We start from the raw sequence: 21,222 nt of genomic DNA on the forward strand, positions 1-21,222 counted from the left end.
AGTCTGTTATAATAACAGGATGAGCGCGAAAGAAAGAGAAGTGATCAAGCATGTCAAAAACAGTTGTATTAGCTGAAAAACCTTCAGTCGGCCGGGATTTAGCCCGGGTGCTGAAGTGCCATAAAAAAGGAAACGGTTATCTCGAAGGCGATCAATATATTGTGACCTGGGCTTTAGGCCATTTGGTGACGCTTGCTGATCCGGAAGGCTACGGAAAAGAATTTCAATCATGGCGCCTAGAGGATCTGCCGATTATCCCAGAACCCTTGAAGCTTGTGGTGATAAAAAAAACCGGAAAGCAGTTCAATGCAGTCAAATCCCAGCTTACCCGTAAAGACGTCAATCAGATTGTCATCGCGACTGACGCAGGCCGGGAAGGTGAGCTTGTTGCGCGCTGGATCATTGAGAAAGCGAATGTCCGAAAACCAATCAAGCGGCTGTGGATTTCATCTGTGACGGATAAAGCGATCAAGGAAGGTTTTCAAAAGCTGCGCAGCGGCAAAGAATATGAAAACCTGTACCATTCTGCCGTCGCCAGAGCGGAAGCGGATTGGATTGTGGGGATCAATGCCACCCGTGCACTTACCACAAAATTCAATGCCCAGCTCTCATGCGGGCGTGTGCAGACTCCGACGCTTGCCATGATTGCAAAGCGCGAGGCAGACATTCAGGCGTTTACGCCCGTTCCGTATTACGGCATCCGTGCTGCAGTCGACGGCATGACGCTGACGTGGCAGGATAAGAAATCAAAGCAGACGAGAACGTTCAATCAAGATGTAACAAGCCGTTTGCTAAAAAACCTCGAAGGAAAGCAAGCGGTCGTAGCTGAGCTGAAAAAAACAGCGAAAAAAAGCTTTGCGCCTGCGCTTTATGATTTAACGGAGCTCCAGCGTGACGCCCACAAGCGCTTCGGTTTTTCTGCCAAAGAAACGCTTTCTGTCCTGCAGAAGCTATATGAGCAGCATAAGCTCGTCACATATCCGCGGACGGACTCTAGATTTTTATCCAGTGACATCGTCCCGACGTTAAAAGACCGTCTGGAAGGCATGGAAGTAAAACCGTATGCCCAATATGTCAGCCAAATTAAAAAACGCGGCATTAAATCTCATAAAGGATATGTCAATGACGCGAAGGTGTCAGACCACCACGCGATTATCCCGACCGAAGAGCCGCTCGTTCTCAGCAGTCTGAGTGATAAAGAACGAAAGCTGTATGACCTGATTGCGAAACGTTTCCTTGCTGTATTAATGCCTGCATTCGAATATGAGGAAACAAAGGTCATCGCAGAAATCGGCGGAGAAACCTTTACGGCAAAAGGCAAAACCGTACAGTCGCAAGGGTGGAAAGCCGTTTATGATATGGCGGAAGAGGATGATGAGCAGGAGGATGACAGAGACCAGACACTTCCTGCGCTTCAAAAAGGCGACACACTTGCCGTCCGCACGTTAACGGAAACAAGCGGCCAAACGAAGCCGCCTGCCCGCTTTAATGAAGGGACCTTGCTGTCAGCGATGGAAAACCCAAGCGCATTTATGCAGGGAGAAGAAAAAGGTCTCGTCAAAACGCTTGGAGAAACAGGCGGCCTCGGCACGGTGGCAACGCGTGCCGACATTATTGAAAAACTGTTCAACAGCTTTTTAATCGAGAAAAAAAACCAAGATATTTTTATCACTTCTAAAGGAAAACAGCTCCTGCAGCTTGTTCCGGAGGATCTGAAATCACCGGCCTTAACAGCAGAATGGGAGCAAAAGCTGTCTGCGATCGCGGCCGGCAAATTGAAATCGGCTGTTTTTATTAAAGATATGAAGGCTTACGCTCACCAAACGGTAAAAGAAATCAAAAACAGCAGCCAAACCTTCCGACATGACAACATTACGGGAACGGCATGTCCGGAATGCGGCAAAATGATGCTGAAAGTAAACGGCAAACGCGGGACGATGCTCGTGTGCCAAGATCGTGAATGCGGAAGCAGAAAAACGATTGCCCGAAAAACAAACGCACGCTGCCCGAACTGCCATAAAAGAATGGAGCTTCGCGGCCAAGGCGAGGGCCAAACCTTTGCGTGTGTGTGCGGTCACCGTGAAAAGCTCTCTGTATTTGAAAAACGAAAAAACAAAGACAAAGCGCGTGCTACCAAACGGGACGTATCCTCTTATATGAAAAAACAAAATAAAGATGAGCCGATTAACAACGCGCTGGCAGAACAGCTGAAAAAACTCGGTTTGGATAAATAATAAAAAAACCTGTGCCTATCGCACAGGTTTTTTATTGGACTTAGGTCCTGTTTTCTTAATGTTCAAAAAGGGGAAAAAAAGCTAGCAATCTGCATTTTTTTCTTTTATAGTAAATGTACTTTGTAACATGGCAGTCATATTTTCGTCTATAACTATTTGTGAGCGTCTGATTTGCTTCAGGCGACAAAGGGGGATTTGCCTGTGAGGCATGTACTAATTGCTGTCATCTTATTCTTCTTATCTATCGGACTTTCCGCAGGGTGTGCTGAAGCTGGAAACAAGACCCAAAATCAGTCGGCGATAGAAGTGAATGCCAGCCCGCTCCAGCCGGCGGAATATTTCATCTATCACAATTTAATGAATGACCAAGGGCTGATCAAAACCGATTTTTCAGACCAGCCTTCTTACTTGTCGGAATCTCTCGGCCTGTGGATGGAGTTTCTGCTCAGCAAAAATGACGCACCGCATTTCCAGGATCAATATCAGCATCTGACTGATTCATTTCTGATGAGCAATCACTTGGTGACGTGGAAGATTCAAAATGGCCAAGCGAGCGGGACGAATGCGCTGATAGATGATATGAGAATTTTGCTGTCTCTTGACCAAGCCGCCGCAAAATGGGGCCGCAGCGACTACGCGCAAACGGCTAGGGATATCGGCACGTCTTTGAAGACATACAATATGAACAACGGGTTTTTTACAGACTTTTACGACTCACAGGCCGCTTCAAAGGATGTGACGCTTTCATACGTCATGCCTGATGCCTTAGCTGTCTTAAAGAAGAATGGAATCATAGACGAAGAAACAGAACAGCGGAATGCCAATGTTCTCTATTCAGCTCCTTTAAAAAATGGCTTTCTGCCGAAGACATACAGCTCGGAGACGAAGGAATACACATATGATAGTGAAATCAACCTGATTGATCAGCTTTACGCTGCTTGGCATTTGCCGGAAGGGGATGAAAAAGCATCTGTTTTAGCGGATTGGATCAAGCAGGAATTTCAGAAAAACGGAAAGCTGTACGGGCGGTATTCGGCAGATACGAAGGAGCCTGCCGTCCAATATGAGTCTCCATCCGTATATGCATTAGCCGTATTGTTTTTGACAAAACAGCATGAAAACAGTTCTGTCATCAAAGCCATATATGACAGAATGAATGACTTTGAAATTCATGATCCGGTGAAATCGTATTATGGAGGCTATATGAGCGGCACTCAGACGCATTCATTTGACAATCTGCTGCCGCTGTTAGCCGAAAGGAAGCTTTTTAATGAAAATATCATTCAGTGAATCACAAAAATTATTTGCTTATTTTTCAGGGCTCATCGCGGCCCTGTCTTTGTTTATTTATTATGTGTCAGCCCAGCAATCAGAAGGTGCTCTGATCCTTTGCATCACATTTGGCGTCATCGCCGCAGGCATCTGGTTCGGCCCGATTTACGCGCTGGCAGTGACCTTAATCGTACTCTTTGTTCTCGGCACCTTAATGATGTTTTTCCAGACTGGACAGGCTGCGTTATTTCCGGCTGAGGAAGGGCTGCGAATGCTTGTCGTGTGGGGAATCGCGCTTTTGCTGTTTTCTTTTATTTCTGGAAGAATCCACGATATTACAGCAGAGCTTCGGCGCTCGATTACACGGCTTCAATCCGAAATTAAAAGCTATGTTGCTGTTGACAGAGTGACTGGTTTTGATAACAAGCAAAGGATGAAGCTGGAACTTTCAGAAGAAATCAAGCGGGCGGAGCGCTACGGCAATTCTTTTGTGTTTTTGCTGCTGCATATGCATTATTTCAAAGAGTTTAAGTCTTTGTACGGTGAAAAAGAAACGGACCGCCTCTTCCAATATGTCAGTCAGCAAATCAGGACAAGTGTTCGGGAAACGGATAAGAAATTCCGTCCCTCTGATGAGCGTATCGGGATCGTGCTGACGCACACGCCTGCTGAACATATGCCGGCCGTTCTGACCAAGCTGAAGAAACAATTGGATACATATCAGCTGGAAAATGGAAAGTATGTGTCGCTTACGTTCCACGTTTGCTATTTGCCCTACCGCAACGATATCAAAACAGCTGATCAATTTTTAGAAGAACTGGAAAACGAGATGATGATGAATGAACTATAAAGGAATCACATTGCTATGCGTCATGATGCTTCTAGTTTCAGCTATTGCGTCTTTTCCCGTTTCTGCGCAAGCGAAAGATCAGGATGCCGGCATTCTCATCATCTATTCAACCTTGGATGGCAAAGAGTCGTCACAAGTCAAAATGCTCGATTTGCTTGCGGGCCACTTTACATCCCATGTGACAGTCAAAAAAGATTCAGACGTTGAAGCGTCGGATTTCAAAGGGAAAGACCATGTGATTTATTACGGCCAAACGAAAAGAAAGCTCAGCCAAAAACTGCTGTCTCTTATCAGCGGCGTAAAAAAACCGGTTGTCGCCATTGGCTATAACGCAGGTCAAATCAGCCAATTTTCCGGGCTTTCATTAGCCCGCAAAGAAAATGTGTTTCAGGTTCACAGCAGGTCGGAAAAGGCCGATGTGTCTCTGGAAAGCGGGCTTAACGTGCTGAGTGTATCAGGCCTGAAAGGAACGGCGCTTTACACCTTCAAAGCCGATGACGGCACAACGCATTCTTTTATATGGAAAACAAAAAAAGGGAATGTGTACATTGGATTAACAAATTTGTTAAATGACAATTTGATCGTGGCGAAACAGCTCAGAGAAGCTTTCGGAGAGAAGGCGGGGACGACGTTATTGTATTTGCGTCTCGAGGATATCAGCCCGATGTCTGATGAAAAATTGCTGCTCCAAGCCGGTACATACCTGCATAAGCGGCATATTCCTTTTATCCTGGCGGTCATTCCGGTTTATTTGAATCCGGAAACAGGCGACAAAGTGTATTTGTCTGATCAACCGAAGATGGTCAAGGTGCTGAAGAAGCTGCAAAGCATGGGCGGCAGTATCATTGTTCACGGTTATACTCACGCTTATCGCTACAGTGAAACAGGAGAGGGCTTTGAATTTTGGGATGCAAAGGCGGATCAGCCGATTACATCCGGAAATGCCGAAGATCCCCCGTCCATTTTGGAGAAAGAACAGGACTTCCCGAACGAACAAGCCTATCACAGCTATCTCGAACCATTTCGGGAAAAGGAAGAAACGTATACAAAACAAAAACTGAAGCGTGCCATTGAGGATTTGACATCATCGGGTCTTTACCCGCTGGCGTTTGAAGCGCCGCATTACACGATGTCCGATTATGGCTATCAAATCGCCTCGCAGTATTTTACAAGCATTTTCGGCCAGGTCCAGCTCAGCAGCACAACATGGAAAACATCCGGTGCACCTCCGTTTGTGACTGCTCCTTCGATGTTGCACGGAATGACGCTTTATCCGGAAACGATCGGCTTTGTCGACACATCGAAGCAAAACCCGCTCGGTGAGATGGAGGAGCATATCTCCCAGATGATTGATTTTGAAGGCGGAGTAGCTGGAGGATTTTATCACCCGTACCTTGGGATGAAATATCTGCCGGAGCTGGTTGATCAGATGGAACGCATTCCAGACAGTGAATGGCTTGATTTAAAGAAAACAAAACAAACCGTCAAAACAGACAAAGTGGAAATTCATACAAGCGGTGACGGAACGATTCAGGTGAAAAACGGCGTAAGCGCCATTGACGAGTTTTTCGATCATCATCGCCAAACCCCTCTGGAAAAGGCGTTATGGATTCTCTCCGCTGTTGTGCTCTTATTTGTCATCATGTTTGTCAGTTATACGTTTTACTTGAGAGCCACATTGAAAAAACGAATTTTTAAGGAGAGAAGAAGCCTTGGGTAATACGCTGTTCTTTATCTCGCTAAGTTTAATATGGGTTATGCTTCTCTATCACATGTTCCTCATGCAGGGCGGGTTTCGCCACTATATGACCTTCGAACGGAATATCCCGAAGTGGAGAGAAAATATGAAGGAATTGCCGAAGGTCAGCGTCCTCATCCCGGCGCATAACGAAGAGGTTGTGATTCGGCAGACGCTGAAGGCGATGGTCAACCTTTATTATCCGAAGGACCGGCTGGAGATTATCGTCGTTAATGATAATTCATCAGACCGGACGGGTGATATCGTCAATGAATTTTCCGAGAAATACGATTTCATCAAAATGGTGATTACGAAGCCGCCAAATGCAGGAAAAGGAAAATCCTCTGCACTTAACTCGGGTTTTGCCGAATCGAACGGCGATGTGATCTGTGTGTATGACGCCGACAACACGCCTGAGAAAATGGCCGTGTATTACCTCGTGCTCGGCCTGATGAATGACGAAAAGGCAGGCGCCGTGGTAGGGAAATTCCGCGTCATCAATGCGGCAAAGACGCTGCTGACGAGGTTTATTAATATCGAAACGATCTGTTTTCAGTGGATGGCCCAGGGAGGCAGATGGAAATGGTTCAAAATCGCCACGATCCCAGGCACCAACTTCGCGATCCGCAGAAGCATTATCGAAAAGCTCGGAGGCTGGGATGACAAAGCGCTCGCTGAGGATACTGAGCTGACCATCCGGGTATATAATCTCGGCTATCACATCCGCTTTTTCCCTGCCGCCATCACGTGGGAGCAGGAACCGGAAACATGGAAGGTATGGTGGCGCCAGCGCACCCGATGGGCGCGCGGCAATCAATATGTCGTGCTCAAATTTTTGGCGCAGTTTTTTAAGCTGAAACGAAAACGGATTATCTTTGATTTGTTTTATTTTTTCTTTACGTACTTCCTGTTTTTCTTTGGCGTGATCATGTCGAATACGATTTTTGTTGTGAATTTGTTTTATGATTTGCATTTATCGGTTGGATTTTTGGCAATGATTCTCTGGATTTTGGCATTTTTCTTATTTATGACAGAGGTCATGATTACGTTGAGCATTGAAAAAACAGAAATGAACAAGCAAAACTTTTTTATCGTATTTCTCATGTACTTCACATACTCGCAGGCATGGATTGTGCTTGTTATCTACTCTTTATTCGTAGAAATCAAGCACCGTTTATTCAAGCAAGAGGTCAAATGGTACAAGACAGAACGATACAATCAACATAAAAGCGGGTGACCTTTTTGAAACAAATAATGATTTTTCTCACAAGCTTCATGCTGCTGGCGATGACTGGACAAACGGCTCTTGCCAAAGACGTACAGGTCAGCGGTTCGCTCCTCGGGAAAAGCAGCCAAGAACAAGCCAAACAGCAGGTGCTGACCAGCGAGCTGATTACACTGTATGGATCAAAAGACAGCGCAGAGCTGACGTATCAGATCCCGGCAGGCGCTTCTTCAGGCAATCAGCAATTGGTAATCGAATACGAGGCATCAAATCTTTTAATTTCTCCATCATCGTTAACGGCTGTCATTGATGATGAACCGGTCAAGACGTTAAAGCTTGATGGTGATTCCAAACGGAAAACAGTGAAGCTGAATCTGAATAAAAGCCAGTCTGCGCAAGGCTATCACAACGTATCGCTGAAATTCTACGGCGTAATGAAAGAGGGCGTGTGCGTCAGACAGGATACATCAGGCAACTGGATCAAAATTTATCCGGACAGCCGGCTGACACTTGCTGACAGCAGTGAAGCGAAGGGAACGTCGCTGGACCATTATCCGTATCCTTTCGCCCAATCTGGAAATACAGCTGAAGAAACAGCTATCGTCATTCCGGATAACCCAAGTTCAGCAGAAATAGAAGCTGCTGTTAAAACAGAAGGCTATTTGAAAACGGTGGACAGCAGTGTCAGTATTGCGTATGTCACGGAATCTGAACTGAAAAAAATCGATAAGCCGACGATTGTTATCGGCGTGGACAAGCATTGGAACGGCAAAGTGAAAAAACTGTTGAAACAAGCTGGGCTACAGGCAAAAGGAGAAAACCTTCTGCTTGCGGAGCGGGTGCTGAAAGCAGAGGGCAAGCAGCAGCCGGTTTTGTTTGCGCAAGCTGCGTCCGAGGACGCGCTCACTAAAAAAATCAGCGTGATAACAGATCAGACATATACAGGCCAGCTCAGCGGCGATACACTTTCAATCAGCAAGCTTCAGCAGACTGAAAAAAAAGAAAGCGATAAGCTGACCCTTGAGAATTTTGGAGCGGGCGATATCACAATTGGAGCTGACAAAACATCTTCAGCACATTATTTTTATCCGGCTTCGGCTGTTTTAGATGAAAACCAATCGGCGAAGCTGTCGCTTAAACTGAAAAAGTCTGAAACGATTCAAGCCTCAACGGCTGAAAACGAGTCAGCCTCTCAGGCTGCAGAACTGAAAGTGATGATCAACGGCCAGCCGCACTCGGTCCGGCTTGATGAATTAGGAAAAGAAGATAAAAACGGATTCTATCATGTCACAGTGAAAGTGGACCCTAAGCTGCTGCAAAAAAACCGCTACATTGATATTCAGTTTGTCACGATCGGTTTAAAGGAAAACAACCCTTGTAATACGACTGATGAAGAAAAGTGGGTTTTTATCGATAAAAACAGTACATTATCATACGCTATCAAAGGCATGTCTCCTTCAGCGGATTTTCAAGAGTGGCCGCTTCCTTACGCCGGAAACCAGGATCAAACAACGTTAATCGTGCTTCCTGACACCGTAAGCCAATCGAAGCTAGAGGAGCTTTCTCTCGTAACAGAATCCTTTGGCAGCGAAGCACAGCATTCATATACGGTAAAGAAATCATCTGACGTTACAGCAAATGATGCGAAAGGACGAAACCTCATTTTCATAGGAGGGATCAATCAATTTTCTCTTCTGAAGGAGAAATCATCAGATCTGCTTGTGCCGCAGGAAAAGAACGGCTCGTTTGATGTATCTAGTTTCGAGATGCTGAATGAGACGACAAAACAAGTGGTATTTACCCAAGCATCGGTTTGGGATTCACGCTATACAATGGCTGTCTTTGCACCGTCAAAAGGAGATGGCACGGCTGTCACAAAAGAGATCATCAGTTATCTGAACAGCAACGATGAGTCGGCAACCGTCCTTAATGAAACAAACAGCCAGCAGGTGTTTACAAACCACCAGCAGCTCAAATCGGAAACAAACAGTTCCGATGCAGAACAACCAACACAGGATCATAGCCAGAAATGGATGTATATTGGTGTGCTGGCACTCATTATGGTGGTTGCGGCAGTGTTCATTTGGATTGCCGTAAGACGCAAAAAAAGAAAGACAGATACAGAATAAAACAGAGGCGATTTTAGCCTCTGTTTTTTTATTTTTGGTAAGTAAATTCCATTTGTGGAACCTGTCATTTTATTTTTTTCTCTCAGCCAATAAGCCTCTTTACAACGTGCGGGAACGGGAGTATGATCTCTTTTAGAAAACAAATCGCTTAATCTGAAATCAGAGCGGGGGACCCAATAGAACGGCTTTTTGCCGTTGGGGTGAATCCTTTTTAGGTAGGGCTAACTCTCATATGCCCGAATCCGTCAGCTAACCTCGTAAGCGTTCGTGAGAGGAGATGAATGAAACCTGTGTTCGATGTTATGGCACAGGGGCATCCGTTTGCCTCTGTGTTTTTTGTTGTTCATTTTTGAATGCAAATCGCATACAGAGACATCATAGCAGAAAGGACTATCATCAACATGTGAGAGCAAGACACTGATGGATGTTTTATTGTTTTAATTGAAAAATGAGAAATTAAAAGGGGAAGACATCGATGTATCATTCAATCAAACGTTTTTTGATTGGGAAACCACTAAAATCCCAAGCAGCTGGAGAGCAAAAACTGACGAAATTAAAAGCCTTGGCTATGCTTTCCTCAGATGCGCTGTCATCTGTCGCATATGGGACAGAACAAATTCTAATCATTTTGGCAACAATCAGTGCAGCCGCATTTTGGTACTCCATTCCGATTGCGGTTGGCGTTCTCATCTTGCTGCTCGCACTGATTCTTTCATACAGGCAAATTATTTACGCTTATCCGCAGGGCGGCGGGGCGTATATCGTTTCTAAAGAAAATCTCGGTGAAAAACCGGGATTGATTGCGGGCGGTTCATTGCTTGTTGATTATATTTTAACAGTAGCGGTAAGTATTTCCGCAGGCACGGATGCCATCACGTCAGCCTTTCCTGCATTGCATGATTATCATGTGCCGATCGCTATTTTTCTCGTGTTAGTGATTATGATTTTGAACCTGCGCGGGCTTTCGGAATCAGCATCCATACTTGCCTACCCGGTTTATCTGTTTGTGGTGGCGCTTTTGGTTCTCATTGCAGTCGGGTTGTTTAAACTTATGACAGGACAAATAGACCAGCCAGCCCATCATACATCGCTCGGCACACCTGTAGCCGGCATTACGCTATTTTTGCTGCTTAAGGCTTTTTCCTCCGGATGCTCAGCGTTGACCGGGGTTGAGGCCATTTCTAATGCGATTCCTGCATTCAAAAACCCGCCTGCGCGAAACGCGGCAAGAACGCTTGCGATGATGGGGATTTTGCTGGCGATCTTGTTTTCCGGCATCACGGTTCTCGCGTACGGGTATGGTACGGCGCCGAAACCTGATGAAACAGTGGTTTCACAAATTGCGTCCGAAACCTTTGGGCGGAATGTGTTCTACTATGTCATCCAAGGTGTCACATCGCTTATTTTGGTTCTTGCGGCAAATACGGGATTCTCAGCCTTCCCGCAGCTTGCCTTCAACCTGGCGAGAGACCAGTATATGCCGCGAATGTTTACAGTCAGGGGCGACCGCTTAGGCTTCTCAAATGGGATTATCTTTTTAGGCTTTGCCTCCATTGTTCTCATTATCTTATTCGGGGGACAGACGGAGCACTTAATCCCGTTATATGCTGTGGGCGTATTTATTCCATTTACGCTTTCACAAACCGGCATGTGCATGAAATGGATCAAGCAAAAACCAAAAGGCTGGATCGGAAAAATGCTGATCAACTCCTGCGGCGCTCTGATATCATTTATGGTTCTATCCATTCTGTTTGTGACGAAGTTTAATGTCGTATGGCCTGTGTTAATCTTTATGCCTATCGTCGTTTTGCTGTTTTTTGCGATTAAAAATCACTATACTGCGGTTGGTGAACAGCTTCGCATCGTAGACAAAGAGCCGGAAGAAATCAAAGGCACCGTTGTGATTGTGCCTGTGGCCGGTGTCACCACCGTCGTGCAAAAATCGATTCACTATGCGAAATCACTGTCCGATCAGGTGATCGCCGTTCACGTGTCATTTGACAGAGAACAGGAAAAGAAATTCGAAAAACGTTGGGAAGAGCTTAATAACGGAGTGCGTCTCGTGACGCTTCACTCCTCTTACAGAAGCCTTGTCCATCCGTTTGATAAGTTTTTGGAAACAGTTGAGGCAAAAGCGAAGAAGGAGCAGTTTTCCGTTATGGTGCTGTTTCCGCAATTTATAACGAAAAAACGCTGGCACACCATCCTTCACAACCAATCGGCCTTCCTCCTCAGAGTCCGGCTGTTCTGGAAAAAGGACATAATGGTTGCCACACTGCCGTATCATTTTAAAAAGTAAAGCTCTAGGACCAAGGGAATCACCTTGGTCCTTTTTAGCGGGAAAAGGAGGTATGGGGGTGTATACACAAGGTGCTTTTGTGATCGTATTGAACGAAAGTCAGCAAATTCTGCTGGTGAAACGAAAAGATGTCCCTCTATGGGATTTGCCCGGCGGCAGGGTTGATCCCGGGGAATCGGCTGAGGAAGCGGCAGTGCGGGAGATATTGGAAGAAACGGGATACAATGCAGCGCTTTCTGCGAAAATAGGTGTTTACCTAAGGCCAAAGTTTCAAGATGAACAGCATCTGTTTTTCGGAAGCATTACAGGCGGACAAGCAATGGCTGACGGCACAGAGACAGCGGGATTAAAGTGGGTTTCCCCGGGGCGTTTGCCGCTTTTTATGGTGCCGAATCGAAAAAGGCAGATCAATGATTTCAAGAACGGCGCTCAAGATGTAAATGTCACCGTCAAGGATAGCGGGTTGCTCGCGGCGATCGACCTGTTGAAAAGAAGACTGGGCAAGCGATTCAGGTCTCCGGGTTTTAAAGCCTTTCTCCTGTGGTATTGAAAAAAGGAAAAAGGAGGATACGTTATGGCACATAAAACTGCAGGACAAGTAATGACAGAGCTGCTTGAGCAATGGGGAGTTGATCATGTATACGGCATCCCCGGAGACAGTATAAATGAGTTTATTGAAGAATTAAGACACGAAAGAAATCAACTGAAGTTCATTCAAACCCGCCACGAAGAGGTAGCGGCACTGGCAGCCGCAGCTGAAGCAAAACTCACCGGCAAGGTCGGAGTCTGTCTGTCAATCGCAGGGCCGGGAGCGGTGCACTTATTAAATGGTTTATATGATGCAAAAGCGGACGGCGCCCCTGTGCTGGCGATTGCAGGACAGGTTTCTTCTGGCGAAGTCGGACGGGACTATTTCCAGGAGATTAAGCTGGAGCAAATGTTTGAGGACGTGGCTGTGTTCAACAGAGAGGTACATAGCGCAGAATCACTTCCGGATCTCTTAAATCAGGCGATCAGGACCGCCTACAGCAAAAAAGGCGTTGCGGTATTGAGCGTGTCAGATGATTTGTTTGCGGAGAAAATCAAACGGGAGCCCGTGTATACTTCACCGGTGTATATTGAAGGGAACCTTGAACCGAAAAAAGAACAGCTCGTCACCTGCGCCCAATATATTAATAACGCTAAGAAGCCGATTATCCTGGCAGGGCAGGGAATGAAAAAGGCGAAACGGGAGCTCTTAGAATTTGCGGACAAAGCCGCCGCTCCGATCGTTGTTACACTCCCGGCAAAGGGTGTTGTTCCCGATAAGCACCCGCATTTTCTCGGCAACCTCGGTCAGATCGGAACAAAGCCGGCTTACGAGGCAATGGAAGAATGTGATTTATTAATCATGCTCGGAACGTCATTCCCGTACCGTGATTATTTGCCTGATGACACGCCGGCGATACAGCTCGATTCAGACCCGGCAAAAATCGGAAAACGGTATCCGGTGACAGCGGGCCTTGTCTGTGATTCGGCTCTCGGTTTGCGCGAATTGACAGAGTATATTGAACGCAAGGAAGACAGAAGATTCCTGAATGCCTGCACAGAACATATGCAGCATTGGTGGAACGAAATTGAAAAAGATGAGACAGAGGCAACAACACCGCTTAAACCTCAGCAGGTCGTGGCCCGTCTTCAGGAAGCGGCAGCCGATGATGCGGTGCTCTCTGTAGATGTCGGCACTGTGACAGTCTGGATGGCGCGTCATTTCAAAATGAACGCGAATCAGGATTTCATCGTTTCCAGCTGGCTTGCGACAATGGGCTGCGGCCTGCCGGGAGCGATTGCAGCGAGCTTGTCCGAACCGGAACGCCAGGCGATCGCCGTCTGTGGTGACGGGGGATTTTCCATGGTCATGCAGGATCTTCCGACCGCTGTCAAATATAAGCTCCCGATCACAGTCGTCATTTTAAACAACGAAAATCTTGGCATGATTGAGTACGAGCAGCAGGTCAAAGGCAATATCGACTATGTCACAAAACTTCAAAATGTCGACTATGCCGCATTTGCAGAAAGCTGCGGAGCAAAGGGCATCAAAGTGACTAAAGCGGAAGAGCTTGCGCCGGCATTCCATGAGGCGCTGCACTCTGACCAACCGGTCGTTGTGGATGTCATGATTGGAAACGAACCGCCGCTTCCTGGCAAAATCACATACGGGCAGGCGAAAGGTTTTAGCAAATACATGCTGAAAAACTTCTTCGAAAACCAAAAATTTGAAATGCCGTCACTGAAGAAAAGTTTGAAACGGTTATTTTAAAAAAACAGGGGCCCTAAGAGCCCTTGTTTTTTGTTGGAAACAAATGTATTTTCAGCATGTTTGAATTCATAAAATGATCGGTATATGTATTAGGAACTGATTTCGCCATACTCGAAACAGACAAAAGGACAAATGCATCTTGTTTCAAAGCAAGATGCATTTGTCCTTGTATGTTTATTCTTATCAAATCTTACAGAACTCTTCTCATTATAAGCTTATTTCTCTTTTTTCTTCAGCCCGAAGAAGAAAGGAAAAGCAGAACCGACCAAGAAGGTGCCGAATAAAAACATGCCGCCGATAAACACGTGGAAATTTGTGTGTCCGGCCGTAAACGCCGTGATTAAGGAAATGATACTGAGCACGATCATGGCAATGCCGGGCGCGACTCTCATTTTTCCCTTGGATCTATGGGCAGTAACAGAACATAAAATGCCGATAACAATAGGAACAATCCACAAATAAAACAGAATAAATACTGACATCATCAAAACTCCGATTTTTCTTCTATCATAACAAATTTCTGTCAAAAAGGGTATCAATGAGCTTTGCGAAAAAATAAAAACCGGCTTTAGAAGCCGGTTTTTTTATCGAAACGTATCTACAATTAAAAACACATTCAAAGCAACGATCAATACAGCAATCAGCCAAGACACCACTGTGATCCATTTGGCGTTGATCAGAGATCCCATGATCCGTTTATTGCTTGTAAACATAATAAGCGGAATGAGTGCAAAGGCGATCCCGAAGGACAGCACGACCTGGCTCAGTACGAGAGCGGTCGTCGGATTAACACCTGACGCGATGATCAAGATCGGCGGAATGATCGTGATAAAACGCCGTACATACAGCGGAATGCGGTAGTTGATAAATCCTTGCATAATCACGTCGCCTGAAAGTGTGCCGACAGACGAACTGGATAGACCGGCAACGAGCAGCCCGATCCCGAATAAAGCCGCAGACATAGGGCTGACAAGATGTCCGAATTGCTGAAATGCGACGTCGAGATCCTCAACAAACAGGCCGTTTTTGAAGAATAATGCGGCAGCCACAATCAGCATACTTGCATTAATAGCCCCTGCAATCAGCATCGCTATTAAAATATCAATAAATTCAAACCTAAAGATTTTTTTCCGTTCTGCATCAGTTTTGCCAACCACCCGCCGCTGTGTAAGGGCAGAGTGTAAATAAATGGCGTGCGGCATAACAGTTGCGCCAAGAATACCCGCTGCAAGAAGCACACTGTCGGTGCCATGAAACGCCGGGACAAAAAGGCCCTTCATCACTGACACGGCATCAGGCTTTGCGAAAAAGGTCTGCAGCGCAAAGGCGATCACGACCACAAACAGCATACCGGCAATACCGGCTTCAAGTGAGCGATAACCGCGGCGCTGAAGCTCCAATATCGCGAAAGAACCGATCGCCGCAATAATAGACGCTTCAAGCATCGGAATGCCGAACAGCAAATACAGTCCCAGAGCCGCTCCGATAAATTCCGCCAGATCAGTTGCGATAATGACCAACTCGCCCTGAATCCATAATCCGATCGAGACAGGCTTCGGGAATTCTTCACGGGCAACCTCAGGCAGATTTTTGCCTGTCGCAATACCGAGTTTGGCGGATAGGGATTGAATTAAAAGCGCCATGATATTGGAAAATAAGATCACCCATAAGAGCATATATCCGTATTTAGAACCCGCCGAAATATTCGTTGCGAAGTTGCCGGGATCAATATAGGCAATGGCTGCTATAAATGCAGGGCCGAGAAAAGGGAGCAGCCCTCTGAATCCTCTGATTTTCCCGTCAAGCGCATCTTGGACGGCTTTGGAACGGGGAGATTGTGCTGTGATGTCCTTGTTCATCATGTCTCACCTGAATTCTGTTTGTTTTTGCCGTACAACAAAGAGTTTCCTTAAGGCAAATTATTTTATCTACATCATATGACCATCCCGGTTTCTTGTCAACCGAAAATGTTCAAAATACACTTCTGAATTTTTCCCTGTTATGTAACATGATATGTAGGGATTCGGGATAAGGTCCCATATAAAAAGACATCGTTTCATTTCGAAACGATGCCTCCTGTATCTAATGAGTCGAGTCTAGGCTTCCTTCCGCAGCCCGCGGAATATAAGGCCCAGCAAGAACACGAAGATGGCTGCCCCGATGATGGCCGGGAAAATAGCAAAGCCGGCGAGGCTCGGTCCCCATGTGCCAAGAAGTCCGTGCCCGATCCAAGCGCCGATCAGCCCGGCAATCATAGAGCCGAAAATTCCTCCCGGCAGCCGGTTTCCTACAATGGCGCTCCCAATTAATCCGATAACAATAGCAACAACTAATGAAACCAAAAAGCTAAGCATCATGATCACCTCTCATAAATGATTTACCAATCAATAACCGCTCCTGATCATTTCGAAACACTTAAAAGCATATTCCTTTATGATCCTGTTTTAATCTTTCTCTGCACACTGCCGTCAGCTAAATGAACAATGACCTCAGTGCCTTTATGCGCCGCGATTTCCTTTGCCCGTTCAATCGCTTCTTTCTTTGTATCCTTGATTTCAGACACACGTTTGGCGCCCTCGGCTTTGACTGCCCAGCCTTTTTTATGCTTAATAACATGCTCTGCTTTATTCATGAGCTCGGGGCCGCTGCCGCTGCTTGGATCAGCATCGCGTTCTGTCTTATCATCATGCGTCAGGAAATCATCAATTTCATCTGTAGAGGCGTTTTCCGCCCATTCCTTCGCTTTGCTTGTCGCAATTGGAATCGCGCGCCCTTCCTCATAGCCTTCATCAATCATCGCATTCGCAATGTCTATCGCCTTTTTTCTCACCGGCTTCTCAAGATTTTTTAATGAAGCAGGATAATCCTTCATCGACCAAGGCATGTCCATCACTCCTTTTCCTTTTATAAAAATGGTACCCGCAGGTGAAAAATAAAAACGCATCCGAAAAAATGAAGGTATACTATATAGTAGAAAAAACGGAAGGGAAGTGCGGATTGGGTGCTAACAGAACGAAAAGAAGACTTACATCAGCAATTAAAAGAGATAGAGAAATGGGAAAAAGATCAGCAAAAAGTCTGGTTTTGGGAAAAGCTCAGCCGTCTCCCGTTTCAGCTGCTGGACAAGCTGACACCGGAATTCATCCAGAAAAAGATCGGCAAGCTCTTGGATGAGGTCGGCAGCTTTGTTCAAACAGGCGGACAGTACCTGACATCTGAAAAACAGATTATCAGGATATTTCAAAAGAAACTGCCGGAGGAGATCTTTGAATCGCTGGAGGACATCCGGAAAGCGCCTCTTTCTGTCATGGATGAAATTGCGGAAGGAATGGGCAAAAACAGAACAAACGCAGCAACCGTTCAAGGCGCGACAACCGGTGTGGGCGGCGTGTTTACGCTGGCGGCAGACATTCCGGCAGTGCTTGGCTTATCACTAAAAACATTACAGGATATCGCAGTCGCATACGGCTATGACCCAAAGGAGAAAAAAGAACGAGTCTTCATTGTGAAATGCCTGCAGCTTACGTCGGCTGATGTTGTCGGCAAAAGATCGATTTTGCAGGAATTAAAACACTACGATCAAGACCGTACATATAAGAATGTCGCTTCTCAAATCCAAGGCTGGCGAGAAGTCGTTTTGGGCTATCGAGACACGTTTGGCTGGAAAAAACTTTTCCAGATGGTGCCGGTTGCCGGAATGGTTTTTGGCGCCGCTGCCAATCGCTCAACATTAAACGACATTACCGAGACAGGCATGATGCTGTACAAAAAGAGGCGCATTCTTGAACGACTGAAAGAAACAGAACGAGAGATGGAATAGCAGAAAGCAGACGGACACCGCGATCCGCCTGCTTTTTTTAGTGGAAACATACCCAATGTGTTTTGTTTGTTTAAAAGAATTGTGAGCGGGAATACAACAACCAACACCAATTAAAGGAGGAATTCAAAATGGCAGACAATAACAAAATGAGCAGAGAAGAAGCAGGTAGAAAAGGCGGAGAAACAACAAGCAAGAACCATGACAAAGAATTCTATCAAGAGATTGGTCAAAAAGGCGGAGAAGCCACTAGCAAAAACCATGACAAAGAATTCTATCAGGAAATCGGCGAAAAAGGCGGAGAAGCCACTAGCAAGAACCATGACAAAGAGTTCTATCAAGAAATCGGTGAAAAAGGCGGAGAAGCCACTAGCGAAAATCATGACAAAGAATTCTATCAAGAAATCGGCCGAAAAGGCGGAGAGGCAACAAGCAAAAATCATGATAAAGAATTCTACCAAGAAATTGGCTCAAAAGGCGGAAACGCCCGCAACAACGACTAATCAAAAGCATAAAGGCAGACAACCTGTAAATAAAAAAGCGATCCGGCACATCAGCTGGATCGCTTTTTTTTGGAATCTTCTCAATTTATGCCGCTATTGCGATACAATAAGTGAAAAAGGGGTTTTCGCTAATGTCCAAGATGCAAAACTTGCTCGCCATCGCAAATGAAGTCAAAGAAAAGCACGCCAATTTTTCAATCTCAGAGGTCAACGACCACTGCGTGCGCCTTGCGGTGTTTACGGGAGAATATGACTGGCACCATCACCCTGACTCAGACGAATTGTTTATTGTTCTTGAAGGGGAGCTGCTGATCGATTTTAAGGACAAAGAAACCGCGGTGCTCAAAGCAAATGACAGCCTGCTGATCCCGAAAGGCACGGTTCACCGCACACGCTCTTATGTCAGAACGGTTAATCTCTGTGTGGAGCATAAACAAGCCGAAACCGTCATCATAGAGGAGCAGCCATGCTAATCAAAAAGGTGATATGTGAAGTAGACGCTGCAAACGCTGAAGCATTTGCAAAAGCGCAGTCACAGTGGGAAGCATTATCGCATATAAGCGGCTTTATCAAACAGGCCGGCGGCTGGCGAAAAACGATAGACGAGCCGCTCACCGCAGAAATCATCAGTGTATGGGAAAACAGAGAAGCCTATGATCATTTTATGGAGAACGAACATGACAGCATATACGAGGAAAACGATCAGAAGGCTGTAATTCTTTCGATAGAGGTGACGGTGTACGAAGAGGATAAACCGTTCGTTCACGATCTGTTACATAACCCTGATATCCGGTACGAACCAGACTGGACGGTTCTTAAGGCATAATCAAAGCCCAAAACATCATGTTTTGGGCTTGTCTCTTTACTCGCGTCCCGGAAGTGTATTATGAACAAAAGGCGGTGCTGGTTTTAACTCCGGTTTTTCTCCAAACGTTTTTGCTTCTTTCACATATTCAAAGGCTTCTCCGTCCGGCGCTTTTTCATTCAGCCAGTTTTGCTCGGCGCTTTCTTCGCCTTCAGAGAAATTGATAAGCTGATGTGAGAACTCTTGTTTTTCGAGCGCTTTCGGGAATGTACCCGGCACAACCGGACCTTCCTGTGCTTCTAATTCTTTAATGGCGGCAAGCCATTGGTTCTGGTGCATTGTGTCACGCGCCAGCAGGAAGCTGAGCATATCTTTGACGCCTTTGTCATCCGTCATTTCAAACAGGCGTGCGACCTGCAGACGGCCCTGAGATTCCGCATTCAGGTTGGCGCGGAAGTCTGCCAGCAGGTTTCCGCTTGCTACGATATAACCGCCGCTCCAAGGTACGCCTGTACTGCTTTCCGGCATGGCGCCAAGTCCTGATACAATCGCATGGTGAGGGTTCATGCCGCCCAGGATGGAGCCGATGACCGGATCTTCAGCAGCTTTTTCCTGCTGATCAAGAGGGGCATCCTCAAGAAGTCTGGCAATCATCGTTGCGATCATTTCAACATGCCCGAGCTCCTCAGTTGCCGTATCCATCAGCAAGTCCTTGTATTTTTCATTTCCTCTTGTGTTCCAGCCTTGAAATAAGTACTGCATGGCAACTGAAATTTCTCCGAATTGCCCGCCTAAAATTTCTTGCATTTTTTTAGCGAATAATGGATCTGGACGATCTGGTTTAGCAGGATGCTGCAGCATTTTTGTGTGCTTAAACATGTACCCATCTCCTTTTTCGATTATCTCTTTTTATATTTCCGATCGATAGAAAGATAAACGAAAAACAGCGTATCGAGATGGGAACTATGAATCTTTTCGCAGCTCCAACAGTTCCCGGATCAGCTCCCGGCCAAAGATGGGCTCATACTGCCGGTAAACAGGGTCAAGACGCTTCATCCATTCTTGTTTCTCTTTATCTGACAGCTCATAAATATGTATAGCAGAATTCTTTTTGATTTCTTCCAGCTGCTCCTTGTTCATTTGTTCGGCATACGTTTCATTCCACTCCGTCGTCTCCTTCATCGCTTCAGTCAAAATGCGCCTTGTTTCTGGTGTTTGCGCCTTCCAGAAGTGTTCATCGGTCATGACAGCGTAGCCGAGGTAACCGTGGCTGCTTATTGTCAAATAGTCCTGAACATTATAAAATTTTTTAGAATAGATGTTTGAAATTGTATTTTCTTCGCCATCGACTACATTGTTTTCTAACAGCTGAAAGGTAGAATTGAAGGATTCCTGATGAGGTGTTGCGCCAAGCAGCTTGAACTGATCCTCAATCACATCGCTTTGCATAATGCGCAGATCCTGCCCTTTTAAATCATCCGGTGTTTTGACCGGCCCTTGATTTGTTGTGATTTGCTTAAAGCCGTTCGTCCAATAGGCCAGTCCTTTTAATTGGTTTTTCTTTAGAGAATCAAACAGCTGTGTGCCGATGCTTCCGTTCAGCCCTTTTTTGACGGCGTTGTAATCTGTAAAAGCATACGGCAGATCCAGCACTCCCCATTCAGGCGAGAGCATGCCGAGCTTCGATGTGGAGGGGGCGATAAATTGAACATCGCCGTTTTGCAATGCTTCAATTTCTTCAATGTCCGAGTACAGGCTTCCATTCGGAAATACTTCTATTTTTATTTTCCCGCCTGATTTTTCGTTCACCAGATCAGCGAATTTATTGGCGGCCAGCCCTTTTGGCGTATTTTCAGCAACCACGTGGCTGAATTTAAACACGATTTGATCCTGCAGGCCTTCCTGGTCGTCATCATAAACAATCTTTTTATTGCCGGTATGATCATGGAATCCGATAAATAAAGCGGTTGCAATTCCAGCGATCATCAGTGCGAGACATGCAAGCAAACTCTTCATGAAAAGCCCTCCCCTATGTTAAGGATAATGGGGGC

The 21,222-nt window shown here is 45.9% G+C and carries 19 protein-coding genes, 1 pseudogene and 1 riboswitch; of the genes and pseudogenes, 13 read left to right on the forward strand and 7 right to left on the reverse strand.

The annotated features are described in order from the left end of the window. The first annotated feature begins 50 nt into the window (after positions 1 to 50). From MKX71_RS02395 to MKX71_RS02435, 9 genes are all read left to right on the forward strand, one after another. Positions 51 to 2,234 (forward strand): DNA topoisomerase III, encoded by a 2,184-nt coding sequence (locus MKX71_RS02395; protein WP_339231700.1) that lies wholly within the window; start codon positions 51 to 53, stop codon positions 2,232 to 2,234. 201 nt (positions 2,235 to 2,435) lie between these two features. After that, positions 2,436 to 3,524 (forward strand): lipoprotein YdaJ, encoded by a 1,089-nt coding sequence (locus MKX71_RS02400; RefSeq protein ID WP_339231702.1) that lies wholly within the window; start codon positions 2,436 to 2,438, stop codon positions 3,522 to 3,524. Continuing rightward, positions 3,505 to 4,356, forward strand: a complete 852-nt coding sequence (epsK, locus tag MKX71_RS02405) for a cyclic-di-GMP receptor EpsK (RefSeq protein ID WP_033883717.1) — start codon at positions 3,505 to 3,507, stop codon at positions 4,354 to 4,356. Before MKX71_RS02400 ends, epsK begins: the two co-directional genes overlap by 20 nt. A gap of 10 nt (positions 4,357 to 4,366) precedes the next feature. After that, entirely contained in the window at positions 4,367 to 6,076 is a 1,710-nt protein-coding gene (locus MKX71_RS02410; protein WP_212060430.1) for a DUF2334 domain-containing protein, read from the forward strand. Beyond that, positions 6,069 to 7,331, forward strand: a complete 1,263-nt coding sequence (locus MKX71_RS02415) for a glycosyltransferase family 2 protein (protein ID WP_014475851.1) — start codon at positions 6,069 to 6,071, stop codon at positions 7,329 to 7,331. The genes MKX71_RS02410 and MKX71_RS02415 overlap by 8 nt, the downstream gene beginning before the upstream one ends. A 5-nt stretch (positions 7,332 to 7,336) precedes the next feature. Then, positions 7,337 to 9,448 carry a cellulose biosynthesis cyclic di-GMP-binding regulatory protein BcsB gene (locus tag MKX71_RS02420; protein ID WP_339231703.1) on the forward strand — a complete coding sequence of 704 codons (2,112 nt, stop codon included), beginning with the start codon at positions 7,337 to 7,339 and terminating at the stop codon, positions 9,446 to 9,448. A 135-nt stretch (positions 9,449 to 9,583) separates the two neighbouring features. Next, positions 9,584 to 9,727: riboswitch (cyclic di-AMP (ydaO/yuaA leader) on the forward strand. Positions 9,728 to 9,923: 196 nt separating this feature from the next. Continuing rightward, positions 9,924 to 11,747, forward strand: a complete 1,824-nt coding sequence (gene kimA / locus MKX71_RS02425; RefSeq protein WP_003246693.1) for a potassium transporter KimA — start codon at positions 9,924 to 9,926, stop codon at positions 11,745 to 11,747. A gap of 58 nt (positions 11,748 to 11,805) precedes the next feature. Next, a complete protein-coding gene (gene mutT, locus MKX71_RS02430) occupies positions 11,806 to 12,297 on the forward strand; it encodes an 8-oxo-dGTP diphosphatase MutT (RefSeq protein WP_167407868.1) in 492 nt (163 codons plus the stop codon). 24 nt (positions 12,298 to 12,321) lie between these two features. Continuing rightward, positions 12,322 to 14,046 carry a pyruvate oxidase gene (locus tag MKX71_RS02435; RefSeq protein ID WP_167407869.1) on the forward strand — a complete coding sequence of 575 codons (1,725 nt, stop codon included), beginning with the start codon at positions 12,322 to 12,324 and terminating at the stop codon, positions 14,044 to 14,046. On the opposite strand, the pseudogene MKX71_RS02440 reads toward MKX71_RS02435, so the two are convergent. The 5 genes and pseudogenes from MKX71_RS02440 to MKX71_RS02460 form a co-directional block, all read right to left on the reverse strand. Further along, positions 14,038 to 14,233: pseudogene (locus tag MKX71_RS02440) on the reverse strand (hypothetical protein). The gene MKX71_RS02435 and the pseudogene MKX71_RS02440 sit on opposite strands and share 9 nt — an antisense overlap. Positions 14,234 to 14,261: 28 nt before the next feature. After that, a complete protein-coding gene (locus MKX71_RS02445; RefSeq protein ID WP_017697017.1) occupies positions 14,262 to 14,528 on the reverse strand; it encodes a hypothetical protein in 267 nt (88 codons plus the stop codon). A gap of 102 nt (positions 14,529 to 14,630) precedes the next feature. Then, positions 14,631 to 15,908 (reverse strand): Nramp family divalent metal transporter, encoded by a 1,278-nt coding sequence (locus tag MKX71_RS02450; RefSeq protein WP_003234364.1) that lies wholly within the window; start codon positions 15,906 to 15,908, stop codon positions 14,631 to 14,633. 234 nt (positions 15,909 to 16,142) lie between these two features. Beyond that, positions 16,143 to 16,400 (reverse strand): GlsB/YeaQ/YmgE family stress response membrane protein, encoded by a 258-nt coding sequence (locus tag MKX71_RS02455; RefSeq protein ID WP_003246519.1) that lies wholly within the window; start codon positions 16,398 to 16,400, stop codon positions 16,143 to 16,145. Positions 16,401 to 16,477: 77 nt separating this feature from the next. Then, positions 16,478 to 16,930 carry a DUF2188 domain-containing protein gene (locus tag MKX71_RS02460; protein WP_339231704.1) on the reverse strand — a complete coding sequence of 151 codons (453 nt, stop codon included), beginning with the start codon at positions 16,928 to 16,930 and terminating at the stop codon, positions 16,478 to 16,480. A gap of 117 nt (positions 16,931 to 17,047) precedes the next feature. Between MKX71_RS02460 and MKX71_RS02465 the strand changes: the two genes are divergently transcribed. From MKX71_RS02465 to MKX71_RS02480, 4 genes are all read left to right on the forward strand, one after another. Further along, positions 17,048 to 17,866, forward strand: a complete 819-nt coding sequence (locus tag MKX71_RS02465) for an EcsC family protein (RefSeq protein ID WP_043858099.1) — start codon at positions 17,048 to 17,050, stop codon at positions 17,864 to 17,866. Between the two features lie 128 nt (positions 17,867 to 17,994). Beyond that, complete coding sequence (gsiB, locus tag MKX71_RS02470) at positions 17,995 to 18,366, forward strand: glucose starvation-inducible protein GsiB (RefSeq protein WP_003246542.1); 372 nt, start codon at positions 17,995 to 17,997, stop codon at positions 18,364 to 18,366. 131 nt (positions 18,367 to 18,497) lie between these two features. Beyond that, positions 18,498 to 18,839 carry a cupin domain-containing protein gene (locus MKX71_RS02475; protein WP_003246564.1) on the forward strand — a complete coding sequence of 114 codons (342 nt, stop codon included), beginning with the start codon at positions 18,498 to 18,500 and terminating at the stop codon, positions 18,837 to 18,839. Next, complete coding sequence (locus MKX71_RS02480) at positions 18,833 to 19,192, forward strand: YdbC family protein (RefSeq protein WP_032722920.1); 360 nt, start codon at positions 18,833 to 18,835, stop codon at positions 19,190 to 19,192. The genes MKX71_RS02475 and MKX71_RS02480 overlap by 7 nt, the downstream gene beginning before the upstream one ends. 36 nt (positions 19,193 to 19,228) lie before the next feature. Here the strand turns inward: MKX71_RS02480 and MKX71_RS02485 are convergent, their stop codons facing one another. Together MKX71_RS02485 and dctB are read right to left on the reverse strand one after the other, a co-directional pair. Continuing rightward, positions 19,229 to 20,050, reverse strand: coding sequence for a manganese catalase family protein (locus tag MKX71_RS02485; RefSeq protein ID WP_015715268.1), 822 nt, complete (start codon positions 20,048 to 20,050; stop codon positions 19,229 to 19,231). Positions 20,051 to 20,134: 84 nt separating this feature from the next. Continuing rightward, a complete protein-coding gene (gene dctB / locus MKX71_RS02490) occupies positions 20,135 to 21,187 on the reverse strand; it encodes a C4-dicarboxylate TRAP transporter substrate-binding protein DctB (protein WP_003234350.1) in 1,053 nt (350 codons plus the stop codon). Positions 21,188 to 21,222 lie beyond the last annotated feature (35 nt).

Source organism: Bacillus sp. FSL M8-0071 (assembly GCF_037975455.1).
GTDB lineage: Bacteria > Bacillota > Bacilli > Bacillales > Bacillaceae > Bacillus > Bacillus subtilis.